The 23,688-nt window shown below is 69.0% G+C and carries 27 protein-coding genes; 4 read left to right on the top strand and 23 right to left on the bottom strand.

The genetic code is table 11. The annotated features are described in order from the left end of the window. Nucleotides 1-178 precede the first annotated feature (178 nt). Entirely contained in the window at nt 179-1,606 is a 1,428-nt protein-coding gene (locus tag HDC93_RS33040) for a PHB depolymerase family esterase (RefSeq protein ID WP_185014507.1), read from the top strand. A gap of 151 nt (nt 1,607-1,757) precedes the next feature. Here the strand turns inward: HDC93_RS33040 and HDC93_RS38955 are convergent, their stop codons facing one another. From HDC93_RS38955 to HDC93_RS33025, 4 genes are all read right to left on the bottom strand, one after another. Continuing rightward, nucleotides 1,758-2,081, bottom strand: a complete 324-nt coding sequence (locus HDC93_RS38955) for a hypothetical protein (RefSeq protein WP_311774683.1) — start codon at nt 2,079-2,081, stop codon at nt 1,758-1,760. Nucleotides 2,082-2,151: 70 nt separating this feature from the next. Further along, complete coding sequence (locus HDC93_RS33035) at nt 2,152-2,535, bottom strand: VOC family protein (RefSeq protein WP_185014506.1); 384 nt, start codon at nt 2,533-2,535, stop codon at nt 2,152-2,154. Between the two features lie 120 nt (nt 2,536-2,655). Next, a complete protein-coding gene (locus HDC93_RS33030) occupies nt 2,656-2,823 on the bottom strand; it encodes a hypothetical protein (RefSeq protein ID WP_097222720.1) in 168 nt (55 codons plus the stop codon). Between the two features lie 57 nt (nt 2,824-2,880). Next, the gene (locus tag HDC93_RS33025) at nt 2,881-3,345 is read right to left on the bottom strand and encodes an ATP-binding protein (protein ID WP_185014505.1); all 465 of its coding nucleotides are present in this window, start codon (nt 3,343-3,345) and stop codon (nt 2,881-2,883) included. Nucleotides 3,346-3,518: 173 nt separating this feature from the next. Between HDC93_RS33025 and HDC93_RS38950 the strand changes: the two genes are divergently transcribed. Continuing rightward, nucleotides 3,519-3,890 (top strand): STAS domain-containing protein, encoded by a 372-nt coding sequence (locus HDC93_RS38950; RefSeq protein ID WP_311774691.1) that lies wholly within the window; start codon nt 3,519-3,521, stop codon nt 3,888-3,890. A 236-nt stretch (nt 3,891-4,126) separates the two neighbouring features. Further along, nucleotides 4,127-4,603, top strand: coding sequence for an ATP-binding protein (locus HDC93_RS33015; protein ID WP_185014504.1), 477 nt, complete (start codon nt 4,127-4,129; stop codon nt 4,601-4,603). 141 nt (nt 4,604-4,744) lie between these two features. Here HDC93_RS33015 and infA read toward each other — a convergent pair whose 3' ends face one another. After that, on the bottom strand, nt 4,745-4,969 hold the full coding sequence (gene infA, locus HDC93_RS33010; protein ID WP_007386266.1) for a translation initiation factor IF-1: 225 nt from the start codon (nt 4,967-4,969) through the stop codon (nt 4,745-4,747). Next, the gene (locus HDC93_RS33005; RefSeq protein WP_185014521.1) at nt 4,966-5,676 is read right to left on the bottom strand and encodes an N-acetyltransferase; all 711 of its coding nucleotides are present in this window, start codon (nt 5,674-5,676) and stop codon (nt 4,966-4,968) included. The genes infA and HDC93_RS33005 overlap by 4 nt, the downstream gene beginning before the upstream one ends. Before the next feature lie 445 nt (nt 5,677-6,121). On the opposite strand from HDC93_RS33005, the gene HDC93_RS32995 reads away from it, so the two are divergent. Beyond that, nucleotides 6,122-6,604, top strand: coding sequence for a GNAT family N-acetyltransferase (locus HDC93_RS32995; protein ID WP_185014503.1), 483 nt, complete (start codon nt 6,122-6,124; stop codon nt 6,602-6,604). Here the strand turns inward: HDC93_RS32995 and HDC93_RS32990 are convergent. The 17 genes from HDC93_RS32990 to HDC93_RS32910 form a co-directional block, all read right to left on the bottom strand. Beyond that, a complete protein-coding gene (locus HDC93_RS32990; protein WP_185014502.1) occupies nt 6,598-6,810 on the bottom strand; it encodes a hypothetical protein in 213 nt (70 codons plus the stop codon). The two genes, HDC93_RS32995 and HDC93_RS32990, sit on opposite strands and share 7 nt — an antisense overlap. 15 nt (nt 6,811-6,825) lie before the next feature. Continuing rightward, nucleotides 6,826-8,229: a protein kinase domain-containing protein gene (locus HDC93_RS32985; RefSeq protein WP_311774682.1), complete on the bottom strand. Its 1,404-nt coding sequence runs from the start codon at nt 8,227-8,229 to the stop codon at nt 6,826-6,828. A gap of 421 nt (nt 8,230-8,650) precedes the next feature. Next, nucleotides 8,651-9,637: a BtrH N-terminal domain-containing protein gene (locus HDC93_RS39460; RefSeq protein ID WP_185014501.1), complete on the bottom strand. Its 987-nt coding sequence runs from the start codon at nt 9,635-9,637 to the stop codon at nt 8,651-8,653. A gap of 90 nt (nt 9,638-9,727) precedes the next feature. Then, nucleotides 9,728-11,506, bottom strand: coding sequence for a carbamoyltransferase C-terminal domain-containing protein (locus HDC93_RS32975; protein ID WP_185014500.1), 1,779 nt, complete (start codon nt 11,504-11,506; stop codon nt 9,728-9,730). Nucleotides 11,507-11,521: 15 nt separating this feature from the next. Continuing rightward, nucleotides 11,522-11,917, bottom strand: a complete 396-nt coding sequence (locus tag HDC93_RS32970; RefSeq protein ID WP_031106464.1) for a pentapeptide repeat-containing protein — start codon at nt 11,915-11,917, stop codon at nt 11,522-11,524. 15 nt (nt 11,918-11,932) lie between these two features. Beyond that, nucleotides 11,933-12,970, bottom strand: coding sequence for a BtrH N-terminal domain-containing protein (locus HDC93_RS32965; RefSeq protein WP_185014499.1), 1,038 nt, complete (start codon nt 12,968-12,970; stop codon nt 11,933-11,935). A 4-nt stretch (nt 12,971-12,974) separates the two neighbouring features. Beyond that, complete coding sequence (locus HDC93_RS32960) at nt 12,975-13,727, bottom strand: DNA alkylation repair protein (RefSeq protein ID WP_311774681.1); 753 nt, start codon at nt 13,725-13,727, stop codon at nt 12,975-12,977. Continuing rightward, nucleotides 13,724-15,223 (bottom strand): B12-binding domain-containing radical SAM protein, encoded by a 1,500-nt coding sequence (locus HDC93_RS32955; protein WP_185014498.1) that lies wholly within the window; start codon nt 15,221-15,223, stop codon nt 13,724-13,726. Before HDC93_RS32955 ends, HDC93_RS32960 begins: the two co-directional genes overlap by 4 nt. 15 nt (nt 15,224-15,238) lie before the next feature. Further along, entirely contained in the window at nt 15,239-16,072 is an 834-nt protein-coding gene (locus tag HDC93_RS32950) for a carbon-nitrogen hydrolase family protein (RefSeq protein WP_185014497.1), read from the bottom strand. Further along, the gene (locus tag HDC93_RS32945) at nt 16,072-16,779 is read right to left on the bottom strand and encodes a class I SAM-dependent methyltransferase (RefSeq protein WP_185014496.1); all 708 of its coding nucleotides are present in this window, start codon (nt 16,777-16,779) and stop codon (nt 16,072-16,074) included. Before HDC93_RS32945 ends, HDC93_RS32950 begins: the two co-directional genes overlap by 1 nt. Further along, the gene (locus HDC93_RS32940) at nt 16,766-18,148 is read right to left on the bottom strand and encodes a coproporphyrinogen-III oxidase family protein (RefSeq protein ID WP_185014495.1); all 1,383 of its coding nucleotides are present in this window, start codon (nt 18,146-18,148) and stop codon (nt 16,766-16,768) included. Before HDC93_RS32940 ends, HDC93_RS32945 begins: the two co-directional genes overlap by 14 nt. Further along, nucleotides 18,145-19,119, bottom strand: a complete 975-nt coding sequence (locus HDC93_RS32935) for an ABC transporter ATP-binding protein (protein ID WP_185014494.1) — start codon at nt 19,117-19,119, stop codon at nt 18,145-18,147. Before HDC93_RS32935 ends, HDC93_RS32940 begins: the two co-directional genes overlap by 4 nt. Beyond that, on the bottom strand, nt 19,112-19,873 hold the full coding sequence (locus HDC93_RS32930) for an ABC transporter permease (protein WP_185014493.1): 762 nt from the start codon (nt 19,871-19,873) through the stop codon (nt 19,112-19,114). Before HDC93_RS32930 ends, HDC93_RS32935 begins: the two co-directional genes overlap by 8 nt. A gap of 14 nt (nt 19,874-19,887) precedes the next feature. After that, entirely contained in the window at nt 19,888-20,739 is an 852-nt protein-coding gene (locus HDC93_RS32925; RefSeq protein ID WP_185014492.1) for a carbon-nitrogen hydrolase family protein, read from the bottom strand. Then, nucleotides 20,736-21,917, bottom strand: coding sequence for a tyrosine decarboxylase MfnA (gene mfnA, locus HDC93_RS32920; protein WP_185014491.1), 1,182 nt, complete (start codon nt 21,915-21,917; stop codon nt 20,736-20,738). The genes HDC93_RS32925 and mfnA overlap by 4 nt, the downstream gene beginning before the upstream one ends. 1 nt (nt 21,918) lies before the next feature. Further along, on the bottom strand, nt 21,919-22,707 hold the full coding sequence (locus HDC93_RS32915) for a carbon-nitrogen hydrolase family protein (RefSeq protein ID WP_185014490.1): 789 nt from the start codon (nt 22,705-22,707) through the stop codon (nt 21,919-21,921). Then, a complete protein-coding gene (locus HDC93_RS32910) occupies nt 22,704-23,642 on the bottom strand; it encodes a carbon-nitrogen hydrolase family protein (protein WP_185014489.1) in 939 nt (312 codons plus the stop codon). The genes HDC93_RS32915 and HDC93_RS32910 overlap by 4 nt, the downstream gene beginning before the upstream one ends. Nucleotides 23,643-23,688 lie beyond the last annotated feature (46 nt).

Raw genomic sequence — 23,688 nt, 5'->3', positions numbered from 1 at the left:
GTTCCCGCCACTCGTGGCTGCCCCACCCATGCCGTCCCCGGCCCGCGCACGCCGATGATGCACGCCACACGCTGGTCGCCGCTCCCCGGTACCGGCGAGGTTCCCCCCACATCAGGAGGCAGTCGTCATGGGACAGTCGCACCCTGCGTTCCGCTTCTCCCGGACCCCTTTTCGAGGCATGCGCCGATGGGCGACCGCCGCCGGGGCTCTGGCTCTGACCGGCGGGCTGCTCGGCGCCGCCCCCCAGGCATCCGCCGCGGACCTCACCCAGGTCACCGGGTTCGGTACCAACCCCGGAAACCTGTCGATGTACACCTACGCACCGGACGCACTGCCCGCGGGCGCCCCTGTGGTCGTCGCCCTGCACGGCTGCACGCAGAGTGCGAACGACTACTACGCGCACTCCGGCTGGCCCAAGTTCGCCGACGCGTACGGTTTCGCGCTGGTCCTGCCCCAGACGAGCAGCGCCAACAACGCCAACTCCTGTTTCAACTGGTTCGAGCCGGGCGACAGCGGACGCGGGCAGGGCGAGGCACTGTCGATCAAGCAGATGGTGGACAAGGCCGTCGCGCTCCGCGGTGGCGACACACGGCGCGTCTACATCACCGGCCTGTCCGCGGGCGGCGCCATGACGGCGAACATGCTGGCCGCCTACCCGGACGTCTTCGCGGGCGGGGCCATCGGCTCCGGGCTGCCCGCCCGCTGCGCGAGCAGTGTGTCCACGGCGTACACCTGCATGTACAGCCCGCCGGACAAGAGCCCCGCCCAGTGGGGGGACTTGGTGCGTTCCGCCGCTCCGGCCGGCACGAACTCCTGGCCGCGCGTAGCGATCTGGCAGGGCACCGCCGACACCACCGTGAAGCCCTCCAACGCCACGGAGCTGCGCGACCAGTGGACGAACGTGTGGGGCATCGGCCAGACGCCGTCCCGTACCGAGAACCTCGGCGGGGGCACCACGCGGAGTGTCTACGACGACACCTCCGGCCGCTCCGCCGTCGAGGTCTACACCGTATCCGGCATGGCGCACGGGCTGGCCGTCGACCCGGGCAGCGGCGCCGAACAGTGCGGCAGCGCCGGCACCTACTACCTCGACACCATCTGTTCCAGCTACCACATTGCCCGTTCCTGGGGGCTCGACGGCGACCAGGACACCGGCTCCCTGCCCGCGCCCACCGGGCTGACGGTCATGGGTACCACCGACACCACGGTCTCCTTGCGCTGGCAGGCGGTCGCGGGCGCGGCCTCGTACGCCGTCTATCGCGGCGGCACACAGGTGGGCCGTACGACGTCGGCTTCCTACACGGACACGGGCCTGGCCGCCGGTACGACGTACCGTTACACGGCGGCCGCCGTGGACACCACCGGGGCGGCGGGCACCGCCTCCCCCGCCGTGACGGCCACGACCACCGGCTTCACGCCCACCTGCCACACGGCCAGCAACTATGAGCACACGGCCGCCGGGCGCGCCTATCAGAACGGCGGCCACGCCTATGCCAAGGGTTCGGGTCAGGCCATGGGACTGTGGAACACCTTCACCAGCCACACGCTCAGGCAGACGGCGCCCGGTCACTACGTCATCGACGACGCGGGGTGCCAGGGCAGGTGACGAGGGTTGCCCGATGTGGTCCCTGAACGGCTCGCGCGAGGCCTCGGTGGCACCCGGCGATCGCCGGCCGAGGCCTCGGCCCGCTCCTGTGCTGTGGGCGCCGGTTGTGCACGCCGTTCCCGGACACCGCTGCCGCTTGTCGACCTGGGACTCAGCTCTGCGTCTCGGAGTCCAGGCGCGCAAGCCCCTGTTCCCAGCGTCGTCGGCGCTCGTCTTCCGGCTGGTCCCACCAAGGGGTGCCCCGTTCGCCCAGTGCGACCTTCGCCTGGTGCACGCGTGCGCGCGCTGCCTTCAAGGCCGTGGCATCGTCCGCTGTCGTCGCTGAGCGCACCGCCCGACGAGCCGACATGAGGTGACGTCGAAGACGAGCTGCGATCTCCTCGGGGATGGACGGATCGGTTGCCCGCCATCTCCTTCCACCGATGACGACGAAATGCCCGTCGGGGGTTGTCTCCGGTGACTGGTGTGCTTCCACGCGAACGATTCTGCCCACTCGGCTCCATCCGGGGCGGGATTCCCGCCGTCACCGTCGCCGACAGGTCCTGCTAATCGCTGAGCGTCACGCTTTCACGCGTGAGGAGACAGAAAGGGTGCCCCACCGGGTCCGCGTACACGCGATAGCCGATCGGCTTGTCCGACCCTTCGAGCAGCGTGGCACCCAGGGCGAGTACTTTCGGCTCGGCCAGGTCCAAGTCGTCGACCATCACGTCGACATGCATCTGGGCCGGGCGCTCGGGATCGCGCCACCGCGGCGCCCGGAAATCATCGACGCGCTGGAAGGTGACGCTCTCGGTGCCGGTCGTGTTCTGGAGCACTGCATACTCGGTCGTGTCCACGACGCGCGGAAGCGACAGCAGGACCTCGTAGAAGCCGGCGAGCTCGGACGGGTCGGGGCAGTCCATGACGAGAGAGAACAGGCGTCCGATCATGTCGATCACTATGCCGCATCGCGTAGGGAGTACGGCTGCGCAGCGGCGGGTCGGCAGTGGACACCCGGTGTGCTCTGCAGATCCGCTGAAGGGATGCCACCGGATCTGCAGAGCGTGCGGTCATCGTCTGCGGGCCCAGCCGCCACCGACTCCGGCCACCTGCAGAGCGAGGCACAACAGTCCCAGCAACATGACGTTCGTCGAAGAGAACACATCGTTGGTGCTGATCTCTGCTGCGTTGATCAGAAACGCAAAGAAGAACAGCACCGCAGCGACTATGCCGAGCATGAAACGAGCTCCTCTCATAGGGGGTGAAGCCCGTATGCCCCGCCTCCGCCCTGGCAGTCACCCTGGCGGTGACTTGGACGCGCCGGGCAGAAGGATGCGGGCTGCGATGCGCTTGCCGACCGTCTCCTGATGGACGGACAGGGCGTCGGTCACCGCCCTGACGATCTCCAGGCCGTGGCCGCCGATCCGGCCGGGATCTGCCGTTCGGGCTGCGGGAACCGTGGGATCGCTGTCCCACACGACGACTTCCACTGCCCACGCGGTCAGGCCCAGTTCCACCAGGACGGGCCCGGGAGCGTACTTGTAGGCGTTGGTGACCAGTTCGCTGACCACGAGCTGGGTGAGGTGCTTCGCGCGTGCGGGCACCGTCAGCCCATAGTCCTCGCCGGCCTGTTCCAGGAAGGCGATGGCGCGTTGGCGGGCGTCCGCGATGCAGCCGTCGTCGCCGCCCAGGGCGAAACCCACACGTATCAGATGCTGTTCCAGCGTTGTACGCCCGTCACCGTCGGTCTCGGATTCCACTGACCCCGCCTTCCCCGTTCGTCAGCCGGTACCCCGCGTCCTGCCGTGCATGCCCGTCTTTCGAGGTCTCAACGGTCACCCGGGTCACGCGGGTGCATGCGGCCGGAGCCACGGGGCAGGATCACCGGAGCGTGTCCCGTCCCGGGGGCACCCAGATCGCAGTCGAGGAAACAGTGGCCCACACGGAAAGAACGGAGCGGCGCGGGCACCTCCATGCCGAGCATCGCGAGGTCGAGGGCGTCCGCGTCGTGACGCTGCGGGGTGAGATCGACCACGACGTCCAGGACGTGCTCAGCGAGGCCCTCCGTACCGAGGGCGGGGCCGTGCCGCCGCGGATAGTCGCCGACCTCGCCGGTGTCACCTTCATGGACTCCAGCGGCATCAACGTCTTCGTCGCCACCCACCAACAGGTCGGCAGCGCGGACGGATGGGTTCGGATCGCCGGCGCCCAACCGTCCGTCCTTCGCGTGCTGCAACTGGTCGGCGTCGACACCCTCATCACCTGCCACCCCACCACCGAGCAGGCCCTCCAACCCGACCTCTGACCCGCGTGGGGCTGTCTGGAGCCCGAGCGGGAGGACGCGCTGTTCCGCGACCGCCGGCACAGGCCTTCCGCCGCTGCCGGCGGCCTGTGGCCCTCCTCGTGGGAGGGCGCCGCGCGCCAACCATGACGGACGCGCGGGCAGTGATGTGGCACACGGGCGTTCACCGGCATTGGGCGTGACTTTGTGGGTAGGCGCTGCGCGTGCTGGACAATGGACTGAAGGACACGGCGAACTGCATGGACCATGAAGAGGCAGGTGACGAGCGGCATCCGCTGGCCACCAGTGCCCTATCCGTGTCCGCGGCGTTCGAGGACGACACGGGCATCGCTGAAGCCCGGGACATGGCCCACACCTTCCTCACCCGTGTGCAGGCCGTACACGGCCTTCCGGTTTCCGGCCGGGCCATCGGCATGGTGCAGCTCGTGGTCAGCGAGCTGGTCACCAACGCCCGCAAGTACGCGCCCGGCCCCTGCCTGCTCACTCTCGAGATCGCCGACGGGGCCGCGCGGATCAGCGTGTGGGACAGCAGCACCACCCTGCCTACGATCCTCGCTCCCGACCCCAGCCGGATCGGCCAGCACGGCCTGGAGATCGTGGCCGCCATCTGCGTCGGTTTCGCCATCCACCGTGAGCCGGTCGGCAAGCGCATCACCGCCGACGTCATGCTCGCCGACGACCCCGGCGGGGCTCCGGCCGGCCGCCAGATGCTGTGACGGCGTGACTGCGGCGGTGTCGGCCCGCCGGAAATCAGCAGGTGCCTGATCCGCCTCCTCGTCGGAGTCATCACGTGACTCAGTTCCGGCGCCGTCCGCCGTCACGGGCCACTCCGCGACCGCGGACGGCGCCGGCCGCCGCTAGTTGCGGTACCGGAACACGATCCGGCCGCGCGTCAGGTCGTACGGCGGGAGCTCCACCAGCACCCGGTCCTCCAGCATGATCTTGATGTAGTTCTTGCGGATCTTCCCGCTGATGTGCGCGAGCACCTGGTGGCCGTTCTCGAGCTCCACGGTGAACATGGCGCTGCGCAGGCACTCGACGACCTTGCCCTCGACCTCGATGACGTTCTTGTTCCTCGTCATCGCACCAGCTCCAGGTTGCTGCTCATGGGCCGGGCGCCGATGCCCTCGAACAGCGCCGAGGCCACTTGATTGGACTCCTGGACTTCCGCCCAGGCCGCGGTGGCCCCGGAGTGGTGCAGCGTCCCCAGCGCATGGGCCAGCAGCGCCCGCGCGATGCCGCGGCGCTGTTCGCCGGCCCGGACCGCGACCAGCCCGATGCGCGGCCGTTTCACCCTCACCACCCGGATCAACCCCAGGTAGCGGTCCGACGCCGCGGCCACCGCGTACTTCGACGGGTCGACGATCGTGTCGCCTTCGGGGCGGGGAACCACCTCAGCGGGCATCGACTGCCACCCGACGGTCGCCTCGACTTCGTCACGGATGGCGTGGTCCACCGCCCGCAGCAGACTCTCGTCCACCTGACCGGCGGGCACGATCGTCACGCCCGGAGGGGGCAGGACGGCGTCGAGACCTGTGACCCTCGGGTCGGTCGGCACGACGTACTCCCACTCGCGGCGCCGGATCGTGAACCCGGCCCGCCTCCAGCCGGCCGTCAACTCGACGTCGGCTTCGTCGACCAGCGTGTACAGCGGTGCAGGCAGTTCCGCCAGCATCGCCTCGGCCAGTCGGTCGAAGGCCACCTCGTGCCAGGCGTCGATACTGACGAACAACCGTCCGTCGGGCCGATGTTGGGCATGCGCGCGGCCGACCACCAGGTCGTCGTCCAGCGCGTGCCATTGCCTGGCGAGGACGTCGCCGGCCGCGAAGTCGTGCTGCGCGCAGCGGTCGGCGAGGGCGGTGAGGACGTCCGTGTCCTCGAATGCGCGCAGCAGGGCCAGTTCACCGAGTTCCCGGGGGATCACGCGGACCGTGGCGCCCTCCTGGACGAACTCGATACACCCGTCGCCGACGGTAGGTCGCAGCCGCCGGTTGACCCGGCAGGCGCCGCCTTCGGCCTCGGCCCAGGGGCAGCATCCGCAGAAGCCAGCGGGAGGTGATCTCCTGCATCTGCGGGAGGGACTTCGTGGTGGTGGAAATTACCGAGCGGTAGCTTACTCGAGCCGCCACACTCCACGGGGCGCACGCGGCACGCCGTAGGGGCCCCTGGTGAGCCGGGGCCCCGGTGCGCAGCGGCGACTCACCCGTCCCTTCGCGATGCGTAAGATGCTCCACATGCAGGTGCGCAGTACATCCATGCGCGGCGGGATCGTCATACGCCGGGCCGTGGCCCGTGACGTCAAGCGGCTGACGCGGCTGGTGCGGGGCTCGCGTGCCTACGGGGGGCAGTACGCGGCGATGGTCGCGGACTACCGCGTCGGGCCCGACTACGTCGAGACGCATCGGGTCTTCGTGGCCGTCGACGCCGGTGACTCCGCGGGCCGGGTGCTCGGCTTCTACTCGTTGGTCCTCGTGCCGCCGGAGCTGGACCTGCTCTTCGTCGAGGACGGGATGCAGGGACGCGGCATCGGGCGGTCGCTGGTCGAGCACATGAAGTCCGAGGCCCGCGCGGCGGGGCTGGACCGCGTCCGGGTGGTGTCGCATCCTCCGGCCGAGGGGTTCTACCGCAGCGTGGGCGCGCTGCTCACCGGGACCGTCTCCGCGAACCCGCCCGCCGTGGCCTGGGACCGGCCCGAGCTGGAGTTCCTGATTCAGTAGTCGCCGGCCGAAGCCTGGCCATGGGGCGCTCCCACCCCGAGCAGGTCGAGCATCGCCAGCGTGGCCGGGCTGGGGTTGAAGCGGTTCCGCACACCCTGCTCGTCGGCGCCGACGGCCGATCCTGGATCAGCGCCGAGGACTTGGCCGTCGCCGTCGTCGACGAACTCGAGACTCCTGGGCCCGACCACCACGTCACCGTCGTCCACCGCGGCGAACGTCCGTCAACGTGAGCCGGGCTTCTTGCCCTTGTGCTTCATGCGGGCATGCCCCGGCGGTTGGTCGAGGCCCTTGGCGCTGCCCTTCCCCGCAGCCTTGCGCACGGGGTGGGTGGCGCGTGGTGAGGTGTCAACGGGCTGATGGTCGCGGAGCGTTGGTGCGGCGTCGCGCAGCGGCTGAGCGGAGGCGGAGGGGGTGCGCGAGGGCGGCGGGGTGGCCGGGGCGGAGGACGTGTCGTCGTGGTGAGCAGGGGTGTCCGGGCGCGTGGAAGGGGCGACCGGGTCAGGGGCGGACGGGGCCGCCTCTCTGGCGGTGTCGCGGTGTGAATAGCCGTCGGTGACCACCAGGCCTACGGCGACAAGGGCGGCCAGTGCGGCCGCCGCCCCTCGCATTCGAAGGCGGCCGCGTGTGGAGGCGGAGCGGGGCATGTCCTCCGGGAGGCCTGTTGAGGCGTGCGGGGCAGAGGGTGCTTCTACGACCGGCGTCAAGCTCCGGTGTGTGCTGTCGGCGGGCTCCGCGGTTGTGGGAGACACGGCGCTCAGCGTCGGCCGGGCCACGGACGCGACAGGGCTTGCCGCGCCCGTTGCGACCAGGCGGGTCAGGACTTGGGCGCAGTCGCTGGCCGTGGGGCGACCCTGCTCTTCCAGGCTGGTCATGTCCCGCAGAAGGCCGGCGAAGCCGTCGGGCAGGGAGTCCGGAAGGGCGGGCGGGCGGTGCAGGCGCGCTATGGCGGCTTCGAGAGGGCCGCCGCCGTATTCGAGTCGGCCGGTGAGGCATTCGAGGAGGACCAAGCCGAGGGCGTAGATGTCGGCGGGCCGGCCCACCGGTCGGCCCAGCACCTGTTCGGGAGAGAGGTAGGCCGCGGTGCCGGTCATGGTTCCGGTGGAGGTGCGGGTGGTCGCGTCCAGCAGCCGGGAGATGCCGAAGTCCGTGAGATGGGGGCGGTCGGAGGAGTCGAGAAGGATGTTGGACGGTTTGACATCCCGGTGGACGATCCCCACCTCGTGGGTGTGAGCCAGCGCGTCGGCCAACGCGGCGCCGAGCGCCGCCGCGGCTTCGCACGACAAGGGTCCCTCGGCGATGCGGGATTTCAGCGTGCGTCCGTCGATCAGTTGCATGACCAGGAAGGCGTCGCCGTCATGGTGTCCGGCGTCGAAGGCGGTCACCAGTCCTGGATGCTGCAGTCGGGCGAGGATCTCGGCCTCGCTGCGGAAGATCTCCTCCGTGTCGAAGCCGGTGCCGGCGCGGAACATCTTCACAGCGACCGGCCGCCGCAGCCGCAGGTCGAAACCGCGGTACACGTCGGACGCGCCACCCGAACCGATCAGCGCATCCAGACGGTAGCGGCCCGCCAGGATCCGGGCGCAGCCCCGAACACCCCGGGCCTCCCGCACCACGCTCAACGCCACGACGATCTCCCCACTCCGCACACTCGCACCGCTCACCCGCCCGACGTAGACGGGCCGCCGCACGCAAGTACCCACTCGTCCGGCGTTTGCACCATCCCCGTACTGAGTGGTCGGTGGGCCCAGGACTTGGCCCGACGGATCAGGGGCCTTCACACCATGGCGCGTGCTTCGATCAGCGGATTGTCCGGATGGACCTGGACTCCCCGAGCGGCCCGGGCTCTTGGTCTCGACCCGGCCGGGCAGCCGTCCGCGGCGACGGGTCTGGCCCGGGTCGTGAAGCTCGCCCGGGGGCCGGTGGCCGCGGTAGGTCTCGTCGTCGGGTACTACGACGGCGATCCGTCGACCCTCTCTTCGCCCGTTCCGCCCCGCACCTTGACGTCCTGGCCCCACCACCATCCCGCTCGGTGACAGCGCCGCCGGCTCAGCTCGACAGTTCCAGAAGGCGCTGCATCAGGAGCTGCTCCTTGTCTGCGGCCTCATGTACGAGCTTTGACGCACTGTGAAGGGATTCCCGTGACGACGCGACTCCCGCCTCGTTCAGGAGCCCGGCCACCTCGGTCCACTTCGTCGACACCTCGCGGTACGCGTCCGAGACCTCCTGGTACTCGCCGGTTCCGGTGATGGCGGCGGTCTCGGCGAGGAACTCCGCCCACATCGTGCGGAACAGACCGCCGCCGGTTCCCGCGTCCTCCATGATGGTGCAGATCTCGGGCAGGCTGTCGGCGGGCGATTCGAGGTCGTCGAGCCACTGGGGCATCAGGTCCGCGACTTTGTGCATGCCCTTGTATCCGAAATTGGAGATGGGCGGGTTCAGAAATTCCTCCGCCGCCTTTTTGATGCCTTTGCGTGCGGCTTTCCCCAGATCAGGAAGGCCGCCCTTCGGGAGATCGAGGGTGAAGGCGCGGTTGCGGGAACTCATCGGGCCCCGGGCGTTCCGCGCTGTCTCGAGGGATTCCGCCGAAGCCCATTGCAGGCCGAGCGGCTGGGTTTCGACCAGAGCGAAACGGTCGTCGTCGTGGCCGACGCAGGCGACGTAGTGGGCCGCGAACCGGAAGTCGTCGGTGGCGTAGTCGAGGAAGTAGCGGTCGAGCTTGAGACCGACAATGGTTCCGGATTCAAGCTCGGCCAGCAGATGTTCCTTCGCCCGCTTCACCGACGACGTCTCGTGAACGGACAGCCGGAGCTTCAGCGCATTCGCGAGATTCTCGGACAGCGTGTCGGGCTTGATACGGCCACCGACGAACGGGGTCGGCATCTGCTTCGTCCGCCAGTAGATGAACGACAGACCACCGGCGAGCCCGAAGATGAGCGACTCCGACAAGTCGACCTCTCGCTGCCGCAAGAGATTCACGAGGGTGGTCGACTCACAATGGTTGCCGACGTACGGATCTTCTTCTAAAAGCGACACTTGTACCGGTCTCCCTTCCGTCGCGTAGAGCGTAGCGCAACCCCCTGAAGTACGATTGCGGACGCCGGAATCAGGGAGGCCTTCACTCGTTCAGATTCGCGAAACGAGGAAGTTGCCGAGGAACAGATGATCCATCTCCGTCTTGAGGAAGCAGGACAGGGCATCCGTGGGCGAGCAGACGATCGGTTCGCCGGCGACGTTGAACGACGTGTTGATCAGGCAGGGAATCCCGGTCAGTTCGGTGAACTCCCGCAGCAGCCGGGCGAGCAGGGGGTTGCTCTGCTCGGTGACCGTCTGGATCCGCGAGGTGGCGTCGACGTGGCAGGCGCCCTGGATCCTTTCCTGGTACTCGGGTCGCACCGGAACCACGAAGGTCATGTAGGGCGAGGACGTCTTCTTGCCGAGCTCGAAGACGTCGGGCGCCAGGTGCTCCAGGACCACGGGGGCGAAGGGCCGGAACTGCTCGCGGTGCTTGATGCGTTCGTTGATGATGTCCTTGATGTCGGGGAACCTCGGGTTGGCCAGGATGCTGCGGTTGCCCAGGGCGCGTGGGCCGTACTCCATACGCCCCTGGAACCATCCGATGACGCAGCGCTCCTGCATCAAGGCGGCGGCCTCCCGCGGCACGTCCGCCGGGTCCAGCTCTCGCCACACGACCTGGTCGGCGAACTGCTGGAGGGCCGCCTGGATCTCCTGGCCGTCGTAGCTCGGGCCCAGGTACGGCGACGTGTCGACCCGGGGCGGTGTGCCGGCCCGGCCGCTGGCGAACAGCGCCGCGCCGATGGCCACGCCGACGTCACTGGCACCGAAGCTGACGTCCATCCCGGTGAAGCGTGAACGCTCCAGCAGTTTGCTGTTGTTGACGCAGTTCAGGGCGAGTCCGCCCTCGAAGATCACGCGCGGCAGGTCGCTCCGGGCTTCGAGCGTCCGGATCTGGCCGGCGGTCACGGTCTCCAGCATGTGCTGGGCCGCACCGGCCACGCGGACCCGGTAGTCGAACTCCTCCCGGCCATCGGGATCTCCGCCGAAGATGCGGTCGAAGAGCTCGTAGTAGGCGGGTACGGCGTTCGCCGGATAGGGAATCCGGTAGGTGCCGTCCGGGCACGTCTCGACCACGTGCTCGAGGAACGGGTTCGGCTCCGGCGGCGGGCCGTAGCCGGCCAGTCCCATCACCTTGTACTCGTCGTTGTTCGGGACGAATCCGAGGTAGCGCGTCACCACGGAGAAGAACATCGCCAGAGAGTGCCGCGAGTCGATGGTCATGTCGTCGAAGATCTTCACTTCGCCGTCGCGCACCTCACCCATGATCGAGGACAGCCATTCGGCGCGGCCGTCGCTGACCAGGAACGCCGCGTCTGTGCCGCCCGACAGGTGGTATCCCGTCATCAGATGCGCGAGGTGATGCGGGACCCGGACCAGCTTCTCGGGGCTCAGCCTGTGGCCCGTGTGCTCGAGGAAGTCGGCCTCGGTCGCGGCCTCGCTGAACATCGCCTCGTGGGTTTCCGCCAGACGCCCCAGGCGCGCGAACTTCTGCTCGACGGACGCCACGGGGTCTTCGGTGATCTCGGCGATCATCTTGTTCACCACGTCCTGCGAGAACTGCCAGGAGAAGGCGAAGGTGTCGACGTCGTCGAAGGATATCCCGGCCGAATCCAGGCACCAGCGCATCGCGTTGACCGGAAAACTCGACGTCTTCTTCTCCCGGTTGAGCCGCTCCTCCTCGACGGCGGCGACCAGCTTCCCGTCGATGACGAGCGCGGCGGACGAGTCATGGCCGTACAGCAGGTGACGGTCGATGCCGGTGGCGCGAAAGAGGCGTCCGAAGATTTCCGCAGACTTGCCGAATCCGTTGTAGCCCAGAACGATCATGAGGAGCTCCTTTCGCTATGGCCAGATCGTGAGGTAGTCCGAGATCACGGTGGATCGCCGGAAGCCCGCGTCGAGCACCGCGCCGGTCAGGTCGGCACCGCTGAGGTCCGCGCCGTCGAGGTTCGCGCCCACGAGGCGGCAGCCGTTCAGCTCGGCCAGGATGAGGTACGCCTCGCACAGATCGGCGCCTTCGAGATTCGCGCCCCTGAGGTCCGCGGACATCAGATACGACTCGGTCAGCACGGCGTCGGTGAAGTCCGCGTCGGCGAGCTCGGCGCCCTGCAGATCGGCGCCGTGCAGCCGCGCCTTGCGCAGGTCGGGGCGGAAGGGGCCCTGCGCCCGGCGCCGGCGGGCGTGCTCGTTCCAGCGTCGGGGACCCTGGAGCAGTACGGTCTCGTCCTCGGTGGGCATGTCTCGACCTCGCGTCTACAGGGTGGTGAGCGCGCTCAGCGCCCGCTTCTCGACGTCCATCGCGGACCGGGCCGTGTCCGCCACGGCGTCCACCAGCGTCTTGAGATCGTCGCGCGCGGTGGCTGCCCCCGCTGCCAGCAGCGCGGATCCCAGGTTCGACCAGAGCCGGCCGCTGTCGAGGAACTGCCCGGCCGCTTCCGCGTAGCGGGTGTCGCCGGTGCTGTCGGCGACCCTCGTCAGGTAGCGGCCGATCATCGGGCGGAACAGCCCGCCGCCGGTGCCGAAGGACTCGATCTGCCGGCCCAGGTGCAGCAGTTGACGCGCCAGCGCGTCCGTCCGCACCACGTGGCCGGCCAGGTCCACGTCCTCGACCTCGCCGTGCTTGGACTGCGGCCAGGACGCCGCCGTCGTGGCCAGCAGTTTCATCCCGGGGACGCCCAGGTTGCGGCTGCCCGGCTTGAGAATCTCGCGGCACAGGGTGCGCACGGCCACCGGTCCGACACGGTCCAGTTGCGGAGTCCGCCTCGGCGCGCCGAAGACGTACACCTTCCAGTCCGGGTTCAGCGGCGGCGAGTTGCGGCTGGAGCGGGCCGCCTGCAGCTCGGCCGCGCTCACGGTGACGGGTTCGTCGAACGCCGGATCCGACACCTCGAAGGCGTCGGCGCCGAGCGGGCGGACCACGTTGACGAAGTACCCGCCGAAGGAGGTGCGGCCCTCCAGCCCCCAGTACGGAAGCAGGCCGAGGTCCACCCGGGTCATGACGGCCGGTGCCGATGCGAGCAGCTTGGCCAGGCCGTCACCGGACTTCGGTGTGTGCGCGGCGACCTCGACGCCCATCAGCCGTGCCGCCCGGAGCGGCATGATCGCCTGCTTGCCGACGACGATGTCCGGCGCGGTGCCGTTCGCCGGGAAGAACGAGAAGCCGAAGCCTCCGTCCAGCCCGAACACGATCTCCTCGTCGACGTCGTAGCCGCCGGCCGCGAGGACGGCGCATTGGCAGGCCGACTCGCAGTGGATGCCCCGCCGGTGGGCGTAGCGGCCGGTGTCGTTCATCGCGTCACCCCTGTCCCAGTGCCATCAAGGACCGGCGCAGCCGCGGGTCCATCTTCTCCACCGCGTACCGGAACGTGTCGCGGGGCATCTCGGTGTGCCAGGTGCGCAGGAACTCGGCCACCTCGTCGGGATGGACCTCGGCGGTGACCTTGAGCAGCCAGCCCGAGCCCTTCTGCACATAGGTGTCGTCGTCGTGCATCAGCCGCACGCAGTTGTCGAGGACGTGCGACAGCGGCAGCTCGAAGACCGTCCGGCCCACCGTGCGCCGGACGAACTTCACGACTGCCACGTTCGCGGCGCGTCTGGCCCACGGGGAGGCGGACTCGACCCAGCTCCGGGTCCGCGGGATCAGCTCCAGGTGCCCGAGGAAGAACGGGTACAGCAGTTTCAGGCACATGTCGTCGCACTGCGCCCAGTTGGACACGTACGTCTCCAGCCAGTGCCGACAGCGGTCCAGCAACTCCTCGCCGAGTCCGGTCCTGGCGACCTTGTGCAGGACCGCGAAGCCCAGGAGCACCTCCTCGTGGTACTCGGCGTGCGCCAGCAGCTCCTCCGCGAGGAGCAGCCGTGTCGCCGCGGGAGTGTCGCGCCGGTCACGGAAGTAGTCGGTGGCGATCTCTGCGACCGCGGCGTTGCCGACCCCGAGGGCCCGGATCTCGTGCGGGAAGTAGCGCTGCATACGCACCGCGAAGTCCGGGTCGGCCATGGCCGCGAGTGTCTTCGACAGTTCGTGCGCGGCGGTTGGAACATTGATCACTTGGTGCCGATCGTGAGTTTGAGCGGCTGGGCGGTCACCGGCTTCGGTGCGCGCTCCAGCCGGGGCTTGCCTTGCATGACGTACTCGTACTCCTGGTGCATGTCGGCCACGGCCTGAACGGTTTCCCTCGAACGGTCCGTCAGGTTCTGCCCGCCCAGGCCCCACCACAGGTACCAGTTCTTGTGGCTCAGGTAGGCGTCGCGGACGAAGTCGAGCGTGTCCCGGTCGGCGAGGATCGCCGGCTCCACGTAGAAGGCGGGGACGAACGTGCCCTGGCCCTCCCGCAGGATGCCCGCCTTGACAGCCTGGCGCTGCAGCTTGGTTCCGCTGAGGATCCGGATGCCGAGGTTGGCGTAGATCTGGGCCGGGTTCAGGAACCGCTCGGTGAAGCGGATCGACTCCCTCAATGCCTGCGGGGTCTCCCCCGGCCCGCCGAGGAAGACGCAGTGGGTGTGTTCGATCGGGCTGGCGGTGAACAGGCGGTCGATCTCGAGGACGCGGGCCATGTCGAAGCCCTTCATCAGGTCCGCCAGGGCCTCGTCGGTGAGGGCGTCGGTGCCGAGGTCCACCCGGATGCAGCCGGCCGCGTGCAGCAGCTTCACGAACTCCGGTGTGATCGCGTTGGGTGTCAGCTGGCAGTACCAGGGCACGTCGAGCCCCGCGCGGATCATCTCCTCGCACACCTCGGCCGCGTACTCCATCGGGTAGTTGAAGGTCGCGTCGACGATCTCGAACTCCCGCACGGCCGGGTTCTCCGCCATCGCCCGCTGGATCTCGCCGACGACCTCGGCAGGTTCCTTGAACCGGTCGCCCTTGCCCTCGGTCTTGCGGATGATGCAGTAGGAGCAGAACAGCTTGCAGCCCCGTTTGGTCTGCAGGGTCTCGATGGCCGGCTGATGGTCGCGGGTGAGGTCGGAGGCCGCCGAGACGCCCTCCTCGAAGTACCGGGGGTCGTACACGGACCGGTCGGGTTCGAGCGCGCCCAGGTCGAACGCCTGACTCGACTGGTTCTGGCAGAACTTGCCGTTGTCGTCGAGGTAGCAGAGCCCCGATATCGACTCCCGCCGCCCGCCGGACTCCAGGTAGTCCAGCAGTTGGACGATGCCGGCCTCGCCCTCACCCGCGATGCCGTAGTCCGGCTGGGCGAACTCGAAGAACGACAGCGGCTCGACCGAGAAGCCGGAGCCGCCGAGGACGACTGTGGCGCTGGTGTACTTGCGCACGCACTGGACGATCTTCTCGGTCATGGGGCCGAAGAAGACGGGGTCGATGAACGTCAGGTTGTCCAGGTTGCGCACGGCGATGCCGACCACGTCGTAGGTCCCGGTGGTCAGCTTCTCCCGGACCGCCTTGAGCTCCCGGGACTCCCAGAGCAGGTCGAGGACGTCGACCTGGTGTCCGGCGTGCTTGAGCGCGGCGCTGATGTAGGCCATGCCGATGGGCAGCGCCGGCCGCGGTACCCGGATCTTGTTGGTGGAGATGAGCAGTACGCGCATGGGCCTTCACTCTCGTCAGGTCTGCCAGTACGTCGCCGGCTGCAGGTCGCCGCTCAGGGTGGCTTTGGTGCGGTAGCGGCGCATACGGTCCAGGTCGACCTCGACGACGCCGACGCCGGGCTCCTTGCCGAGGTCCACCATCCGTTCGTCGCCGTCGACGAAGTCGAAGCGTTCGGCTTCCAGGAACAGCGGGTCCGCCAGGACCTGGCTGCGCCCCATGTAGCCGAATCCGGCGTACAGGTTGTTGCCGATGCCGGACGCGAACGCGACGATGCACTCGGCGTCCACGGCCCTGACCGGCAGGCGCATGTTCGCCACGTAGGCGAACATCTCGGGTACCAGCGCGGAGCACACGATGATGTCGACCCCGCGGCGGCAGTACTCGCGCGCGACCTCGGGGAAGTTGATGTCGTAGCCCTGCATCAGGCCGATCCGCCCGAACTCGACGTCGAAGACGGGGTACTCGGACCCTCCGCTGAGGTAGCGGGCCTCCAGTTCGTGGCAGTGCACGCGCCGGTAGTGGCCGAGCAGGGTCCCCTCGGGGCCGCACAGCACCGATGTGCTGTAGTACTTGCCGTCGTCGCCGCGCTCCAGCAGGCCGGCCACGATGTGCACGCCGGCCTGCTCGGCCTGCTCGCGCAGGAAGTCGGTCTCCGGCCCCGGTATGGTCACCGACACGTCCGCGACCTCCAGGATGTTGCCGGAGGTGGAGAACGCCTCGGGCAGGCAGATCAGGTCCGCTCCCTGCGCGACGGCCTCACCGATGTAGTGCTCGGCGCGGCGCAGGTTCTGCGTCGGCTTGCCGAGCTTGGACTCCATCTGGACGACGGCGATCTTCGTCCCGGGCATCAGGTGCTCACCGGTTCGAGGGGACGCGAGGAGATGACCAGGCCGAGGTCCTCCTCGACGACCTGCCAGTCCGTCAGGCCGGCCTCCTTGAGCAGCTCGGCCGCCTCGTTGCGGGTGTAGGCGGCCTGCAGGGAGCGCATGAACTCGTCGCCGCCCTCCTTCACGAACTGCAGGATGAAGGTGATGTGTCCCTCCTCGGCGTGCCGGTTCATGTCCTCGATGATCACGACACCGTCGGGCTTGCAGATCCGGGCGCACTCCTTCAGCGTCTCGACCGGCCGGCGCCAGCGGTGCAGCGAGGAGAACGAGAACACGATGTCGGCGGAGTCGTCCGGGAAGGGCAGCCGGTTCAGCTTGGCCATCTCGAACTCCACGTCGCCGGCGCTGTTGGCCCAGACGGCCAGCGTCAGGTTGTCCTCGGCGACGTCGACCAGGTTCTGGTTCTCCTCCACCCCGGACACGGCCAGGTCCGGCAGTTTGCCGGCCACGTGGAGGGAGAGCAGGCCGGTGTTGAAGCCGACTTCGACGAGGTCGGTCATCCCGTCGCGGACGTGGGCCATGATGCGGTCGCTCGGCCGCTTGTACGCCATCAGCGCGGAGCGGCGCATGCCGAGGTCGTAGAAGCGGACCTTGTCGATGTCGTCATGCGGGGACGGCTGCGGCACTCGGTCGGTCAGGTTCAGCAGTCGGGCCTCAGTGGTGGTCACAGCCGGCCTCCTCGTCCTTGGGCCGCGTGGTGATCTGCAGGGGGATCGGCTGGCTGGAGATGAAGTTGGAGATGTCCGCTCCCAGGTGCTGCGGGTAGCGCCGGAACTCCGGCGAGTAGAACGCCTTGGAGATGTTGTCCAGGTAGTACCAGCCCTTGGGGCCGGTCACCTCGATGCCGTTCTCGTCGGCGGTGATGAGTTCCTTCTCGATCAGGTCGTCGATCTCGGCGCGGAACATCTCCATGAAGTCGACGCCGTGGATCCGGCGGAACCGCTCCCGGTTGACCCGTCCGGCCTTGACGCCCAGCACCATCGACCGCCGGATCGACTCCGACTTCGTGATGTGCTTGCCCATGGAGATCGGAAGCCGGCCCTCCATCACTGTCTGGATGTAGCGGCCGATGTCGGGTTCGTTGAAGTACCAGTGGTCGCGCAGGTGCCCGGTGGCGGTGGGGCCGAGCGGGATGATGGGGATGTCCTCGCTCCACGACGTCTCGCCGTACTTGGGCTGGAAGCCGGGCTTGGCGAAGCAGTCGCCGTAGTAGCCCAGGAAGCCGTTCTTGGAGAGCTTCTCGGCGGCGAACAGGAACATGTCGTCGACCACGGCCTTCTCCGGGACCGGCGGCAGCTTCCTGCGCTTGGTGGAGATCTGCGCGAACTCCATGTACGTGTAGAACGAGATGCAGGTGACCCCGAGTTCGATGGCGACGTCGAGGCTGTGCTCCCAGCTCTCCATCGTCTGCCCGTTGATGCCGTGCATCAGGTCGATGTTGATGTTCTCGAATCCGCACCGGCGCAGCAGCCGGATACTCTCCTTGAGCATCTCCGGGTCGTTCGGGCGGCCGATGTTCTTCAGTTCCTCCGGCACGAACGTCTGCACGCCGAGGCTGATGCGCCGTATGCCGCGTTCCAGCAGGACGGTGGCCTTGCGCTCGCTGATGTCGACCGGGGTGGTCTCGATGGAGAAGTCCGCGCCCTCCTCGACGTTGAAGCTGCTGAACATGTGACCCAGCAGGTCGTCGAGCTGCGGGGCGGTGAGCGCGGTCGGCGTTCCGCCGCCGATGTAGCCGAGGGTGATGACGTGGTCCTGGATGTAGGGCCGCTCGGCGTAGTTGGTGATCTCCGTCTTCAGCGCGTCCAGATAGGTGCGGGTCAGGTCCCGGTCGGTCTGGTGCTTGATGTACGGGCAGCTGAAGCAGAGCCGGTTGCAGAAGGGGATGTGGACGTACACGCCCATGGGCTTGCGCGTGAACACCTCCTCCTCGTTCACCGGCACGTGCTTGGTGGGGTACTGCCGCACCCACTCGCTGTCGCGCTCCGGGTACTCCTTCCAGAACGGCATGCTCGTGGTCGTGGTGGTGATGCTCATGCGATGTCCTCCGGTTCGACTTGGTCGACGATGGAACGGACGACGTCCGCCAGAGTGGGCTGGAAGTAGGACGCGGAGCGCAGGGCGAGGCCGGCGGCGTGGGCTCGGGCGACCACCTCGGCCAGAGTGCCTTGGTGGTCACCGTCGGACAGGTCGAGCCGCACGCCCTGGTCGGCGGTGCGTACGGACCGGATCGGGCCGCCGGCCCGCGCCTCCTGCCCGGCCCAGTCCTGGAGCCGCTCGAGGTGGGATTCGGTGAAGGCCTCCAGGATCAGGCTGGAGCGCTCGCCCCACCGGGTGACGGCGTCGAGCGAGGCGTCCTTGATCTGGCGGCCCTGGTGGAGCACCACGACCGAGTCGGCCAGCGCGAGAAGTTCGTCGCGGTGATGGCTGGCGAACAGCACGCCGACGCCGTCCTTCTTCAGGCTCCCCAGCATCTCCAGGAGCGTCTCGCGTGCCGTCGGGTCCAGGCCCGTGGTCGGCTCGTCGAGGATCAGCAGGTCGGGGCGGTGCGCCACGGCGCAGATGACGTGCAGCTTGCGCTGGCTGCCGCCGGAGAGGCTGCGCACGTACTGGTGGCGGTAGCGCTCCAGGTCGGCCAGGGCGATCAGCTCCTCGTACCGGCCGGGGTCGGCCCGCCGGAGCTTGAGCTGGTGCTTGACGTACGTCTCCACGCTGACGCCGTCCGGGAGGTCCTTGGCCTGCTGGACGTAGCCGATGTGGCGGCCGACCTGCCCCCAGCGGCGGGGCGGGGTGCCGCAGATGCGCACCTCGCCGCCCGACGGGCGCAGCAGCCCGGCGACGAGCCGGATCAGCGTGGTCTTGCCGGCGCCGTTGGTGCCGATGATGGCCACGCCCTCGCCGGCGTTCACCGAGAAGGTGAGGGAGCGCAGGGCGAAGTCGGGGCTCACGCGGTGGTCGAGCCGGGAGACCGACAGGACCGGCGCTGCGGTGCTCGTGGTGTCAGCCATGGCCGATCCTCCTGCGGAAGGCCCATGCGGCGATGCCAAGAGCCAGGAACGAGTAGGCCACCGCCAGCACCGATGCTCCGGTGGCCGAGACGTCGGGTGAGGTGGCGGCGCGGAAGATGTCGACGTGCACGGAGAGGGGGAGCCTGGCGAAGACGTCGCCGAGCGTCCCGAGGTTTTCGAGGGGGAAGAAGATCCCGGCGAAGTACATGAGCGGGATGACGATGATGTTCACGACGGCCGGGAACGAGATCTCGTTGGTGTACGTCGCGATGAGGATCCCGAGTCCGGCGAAGGCCGTGCAGGCGGTGAAGAAGCCCAGGACGAACAGCGGCACCGACTCGATGCGGGCGTCGAAGACCCCGACGCCGAGCAGGAGCACCAGCACGAACTGGAACAGGCACTTGAGCACGACCCCGACGATCCGGGCGAGCAGGAACCCGGAGTACGACAGGGGCGAGAGGATCAGGTCCTCGATCGTGCGGCGGTTGCGGTCGATGATGACCGTGTAGCCGACGGTGTAGGTGCAGCTGAACATGATGCCGGCGCCGATGATGCCGGGGAAGACGAAGCCGAAGTAGTTGGCGGCCGTCGGCGCCGGGCTCACCATCTGGTCGGTCGCTGCCCCGAAGGCCAGCACCATCGACACCGACGTCAGCAGCGTCGACACCGCGAACAGGCGGTTGTCGAAGAACTGCCGCATGTCCATCACGACCAGCCCGAGCACGTCGCCGAGCCAGCCGGACTCCGGCTGCATACGTGTTGCCCTCATCAGGCGGGCCCCCCGTGGTTCGTGGTCCAGGTCGAGCGCAGGTCGTCGTGGAACGGCAGGCCTGCGCGGACCTTGCGCCGCTGCCGCCAGTGCACGTCCGCGTGGATCACGGATTCCCGGCTGCCCGGGTCGGCCTCGGCGAGGACGTCGGCGTCCTGGTCCTCGCGGGCGTCCTGCACAAGACCGTCGACGATCATGCTTCGGCCGACGTAGGTCATGTTCGCGAAGCGGTTCTCCCCCACCCCGCTGGCGAAGACCAGTGCGCACTCGTTGTCGGCGGCCCGGGCGCGGCACAGGGAGCGCAGCGGGTGCGAGAACGGCCCGAAGAGGTTGGCCACGCAGACAATGAGGTCGGCGTCCTGGGCGAGGTACTGCCGGCTCGCCTCCGGGAAGCGCAGGTCGTAGCTCACCTGGAGGCCGATCCGCCCGACGGGTGTGTCGATGACCTCGCCGGGCGAGCCGGTGGAGATGTACTCGGACTCGCCCGCCCACACGCAGGCGCGGTGGTACCAGCCGAGCGGGTCGCCGCCGGGGCCGATGAGCACGGCCGCGTCGAAGACGTCCCGCCCGGCGGACAGGAGCACGCCCGCGGCGATGTGCATGCCGAGGGTGCGGGCCTGCTCGGCGAGGAACTCGACGACCGGGCCGTCCTCGGCGGTCGCGTCGGTGCGCAGCGTCGGGAAGTTCAGGCCGGTGGCGAACGTCGCCGGCAGGCACGCCAGGTCGGCCTCGCGTTCTCGTGCGGTGGACAGCAGCTTGGCGGCTCGCGCCAGGTTCTCGTCCCGCTGTCCGGGCTCGATCCGCAGTTGCAGGGCGGCGAGCCGGGTGCGGGCGCCACGGAAGAGGCTCATCGCGGTGCCGCCTCGGCCGTGACGTCCTTGCACGCTGCTTCCAGCGCCGGAAGGAACTCGTCCACCATCGCGGGTGTCACGTGCCGGGTGACCACCAGCCGCAGGGTCTCGCCGAATCGCTTCGACGTGGAGACGATCCAGCCCTTCGACTCCAGCAGCTGCGAGATGCGGACCGCGTGCGGCATCTTGACCACGACGATGTTCAGCTGCGGTTCGGCGAACAACTCGTGCCCGGCGGCGCGCAATCCGTCCACCAGGTACTTCGTCACCTCGAAGTTGGTCCGGGTGAGGTCGCGGAAGCCGTCCCGCCCGAGGTGCTCCAGCACCGCGTAGGTCGACACCGCGGCGGCGCCCGGCCGGGTGCCGAGCAGGGTGTTGTGCACCGGTGTGTCGATGAAGAACGAGTCGACGGCGAAACGTCCGGCGTCCTGGGCGCCGCGGAACAGGATCGCCCCGGCCGGGACGTTGGCCAGTCCGTACTTGTGCGGGTCGATGGTGATCGAGTCGACGCCGTCCACGGTGAAGTCGAACCGGGGCAGGTCGTGGCCGAGTTCACGGGCGAAGGGAATGATGAAGCCGCCGGTGGCCGCGTCCACGTGCAGGTGCACGCCGCGTCCCGCCACCACGGGTCCGATCTCGTCGACCGCGTCGACCACACCGAACTCGCTGCTGCCCGCGGTCGCGACGACCGCGACGGTGTGCTCGCCGATGCGCCGGGCCACCTCGCCGGCCGGCAACCGCAGGGAGTCGTCTACCGGCACGACCACCGGGGTGAGCCCCAGCAGGCCGAAGACCTTGGTGAAGGAGAAGTGGACGGTGCTGCTGACGACGACTTCGGGCCGGTCGGTCAGCCGTCCCCGGGCGCGTGCCGACTCGCGGGCCACCAGCATCGCGATCAGGTTCGCCTCGGTGCCACCGGACACCAGACTTCCCGACCCGCCGGGGTTGCCCATCAGGTCGAGCAGCAGCTCGACGACCTTGCGCTCGATCCGCTTGGTGCCGCGGAAGATGCGCACGTCGCCGAGGTTGGTGTGTGCCGCGGCGGAGGCCATCTCGACACCCAGCGGATGGGGTTCGGTGCAGATGGAGTTGAGCACCCTGTTCCAGGGCACGTCGTCCGCCATCTCCGTGGCGATCCGCCCTCGGACGTCGGAGGCGGAGGCACCGGTGTCGCGCATCTCAACTCACCTGCGCCGTCAGGTCCGTGTACAGCTCCGTCCGGCGCGCCCACAGTCCGAACCAGAGGGTCTGCTGGAAGCGCAGGTCGGGTTCGCGCAGGTGCCGGATCCTCTCGACGTCCCAGGGCGCCTCGATGACACCCTCGTCGGTGCCCGCCTCGGCGACGAAGCCCTCGGGCGCCGCCACGGCACTGCCCCCGCCGCAGCGTTCGCTCAGCGAACCGGCGAAGGCGACGGCGACCGTGTTGAGGGTCGCGATGCCCCACACGGCGGCGCGCTGCGACGCCTGCTGCCTGCCGTCGAGGGACCCGGCCACCAGCAGCAGCTCCGCACCGGCCAGGCATTCGATGCGCGGCGGTTCGACCAGCCAGAAGTCGGGGCCGAGGAGCACCCCGACGTGGCCGAACGGCGTCTCGGCGACGGGGAAGTCGTCGCCGGTGCCGGTCGTCCCGTCGGGCAGGACGGGACGCTCCACCCGGGCGCACTCCGAGCCGCTCGGGTCCAGCAGCCTGGTCACCTGCGTCAGCCCGCCGCCCGGCCGGGTCTCCGCCCACGAGCCGGTGAGGACATAGGTACCGCGGGTCCGCGCCAGGGCCGTCAGCCGGTCCAGGCACTGTTCGCGCAGGGGCCGGGGCAGCGCCTGGACGCCGCCGCCCGTGGTGAACGCGTTCTCGGGGAGGACGACGAACGACGCCTCGTCGCTCACCTGGCGCTCGAGATCGTCGAGTACGGCGGAGGCCGTCGCCTCAGGGGTCGCCCGGCGGGCATGCTGCGCTACGAAGATGGTCACGAACGAGTCCCCTCATGTGTGCTGGTCGCGGCGGGGGGCCGGCCACGGTCCGGGCCGCCGCCGCCGGTCAGGCTGGCCCGCAGTTCGGCGGCGAGGTCCCGGTCCGCTCCGGCGTACGGGGTGAGCAGCGCCCGGTAGGCGTCGGGCCTGCGGAGCTGCTGCCAGCGGCGGCCGTCGCCGTCCGCGGGCTCGTCGATGTCGACGACGAGGGTCTCCGGCTCGTCGCTGCCGGCCTGCGCGAGCACGCCCTCGGGGCTGGCGACCAGGCTGGTGCCGGCGAAGTGGATCTCCACGAGCCGGTCGCCGCGTTTTCCGCGGACGACTCCGACCGAGCTCGCGTAGACGATGGTGACGTCGTTCAGGTACGCCGCCGTGCGCAGGGCGTTCACCATGAGCGGCTGGTTCTGGCCCAGTGTCCCGCCCGGTACGAAGATTGTTCGTGCGCCGGCGAGCGCCAGCAGCCGGACGACCTCGGGGATCCAGAAGTCCGAGCACACGGCGATGCCGATCTGCCCGAACTCGGTCGACAGCACGCCGAGTGCGTCCGTCTGTCGGCACACCACCATCTCGTTGCCGAACGGGTGTGCCTTGACGGCGCGTCCGGTGATGACGCCCTGCCGGCCGATCAGCAGGGACGTGTTCCGGTACATGCCGTCCTGGAGGTCCTCGACGAGCGACCCCAGCAGGATGTGCGTGTTGAGCTTGCGGGCCAGGGACTGGAAGCCGTCGACGATCGGCCCCGGTATCGGGGTGTCGGTGCGTCCCTTCAGCCCGTCCTGCCCGGGCATGTACCACGGCGGGCCGAGCAGGAACTCGGGAAAGCACACCAGGTCGATGTCGCCGGCGCCGCAGACGTCCTCGATCGCCTGGTAGGCGTTGCGCAGGCCGTCTTCGGGGTCGTCGACCCACTGGGTCTGTACTACCGCTACCCTCATGCGTCTTGTCTCCTCGAGATGCCACCGGGTGGATGGGCCGCGGCGC

The sequence above is a fragment of the Streptomyces sp. AK010 genome (assembly GCF_014207295.1).
Taxonomy (GTDB): domain Bacteria; phylum Actinomycetota; class Actinomycetes; order Streptomycetales; family Streptomycetaceae; genus Streptomyces; species Streptomyces massasporeus.
This window is presented reverse-complemented; position numbering and strand designations above follow the sequence as displayed.

What these genes read in the sequence shown, in the direction of transcription:
- HDC93_RS33035 (WP_185014506.1), bottom strand. Translation starts at nt 2,535, where the DNA reads ATGATCGGACGCCTGTTCTCTCTCGTCATGGACTGCCCCGACCCGTCC.
- HDC93_RS32910 (WP_185014489.1), bottom strand. Translation starts at nt 23,642, where the DNA reads ATGAGGGTAGCGGTAGTACAGACCCAGTGGGTCGACGACCCCGAAGAC.
- HDC93_RS32965 (WP_185014499.1), bottom strand. Translation starts at nt 12,970, where the DNA reads ATGAACGACACCGGCCGCTACGCCCACCGGCGGGGCATCCACTGCGAG.
- HDC93_RS32925 (WP_185014492.1), bottom strand. Translation starts at nt 20,739, where the DNA reads ATGAGCCTCTTCCGTGGCGCCCGCACCCGGCTCGCCGCCCTGCAACTG.
- HDC93_RS32970 (WP_031106464.1), bottom strand. Translation starts at nt 11,917, where the DNA reads ATGCCCACCGAGGACGAGACCGTACTGCTCCAGGGTCCCCGACGCTGG.
- HDC93_RS32930 (WP_185014493.1), bottom strand. Translation starts at nt 19,873, where the DNA reads ATGCAGCCGGAGTCCGGCTGGCTCGGCGACGTGCTCGGGCTGGTCGTG.
- mfnA (WP_185014491.1), bottom strand. Translation starts at nt 21,917, where the DNA reads ATGCGCGACACCGGTGCCTCCGCCTCCGACGTCCGAGGGCGGATCGCC.
- HDC93_RS32940 (WP_185014495.1), bottom strand. Translation starts at nt 18,148, where the DNA reads ATGAGCATCACCACCACGACCACGAGCATGCCGTTCTGGAAGGAGTAC.
- HDC93_RS32995 (WP_185014503.1), top strand. Translation starts at nt 6,122, where the DNA reads ATGCAGGTGCGCAGTACATCCATGCGCGGCGGGATCGTCATACGCCGG.
- HDC93_RS33015 (WP_185014504.1), top strand. Translation starts at nt 4,127, where the DNA reads ATGGACCATGAAGAGGCAGGTGACGAGCGGCATCCGCTGGCCACCAGT.
- HDC93_RS33040 (WP_185014507.1), top strand. Translation starts at nt 179, where the DNA reads ATGCGCCGATGGGCGACCGCCGCCGGGGCTCTGGCTCTGACCGGCGGG.
- HDC93_RS32950 (WP_185014497.1), bottom strand. Translation starts at nt 16,072, where the DNA reads ATGCCCGGGACGAAGATCGCCGTCGTCCAGATGGAGTCCAAGCTCGGC.
- HDC93_RS32975 (WP_185014500.1), bottom strand. Translation starts at nt 11,506, where the DNA reads ATGATCGTTCTGGGCTACAACGGATTCGGCAAGTCTGCGGAAATCTTC.
- HDC93_RS32935 (WP_185014494.1), bottom strand. Translation starts at nt 19,119, where the DNA reads ATGGCTGACACCACGAGCACCGCAGCGCCGGTCCTGTCGGTCTCCCGG.
- HDC93_RS32955 (WP_185014498.1), bottom strand. Translation starts at nt 15,223, where the DNA reads ATGCGCGTACTGCTCATCTCCACCAACAAGATCCGGGTACCGCGGCCG.
- infA (WP_007386266.1), bottom strand. Translation starts at nt 4,969, where the DNA reads ATGACGAGGAACAAGAACGTCATCGAGGTCGAGGGCAAGGTCGTCGAG.
- HDC93_RS33030 (WP_097222720.1), bottom strand. Translation starts at nt 2,823, where the DNA reads ATGCTCGGCATAGTCGCTGCGGTGCTGTTCTTCTTTGCGTTTCTGATC.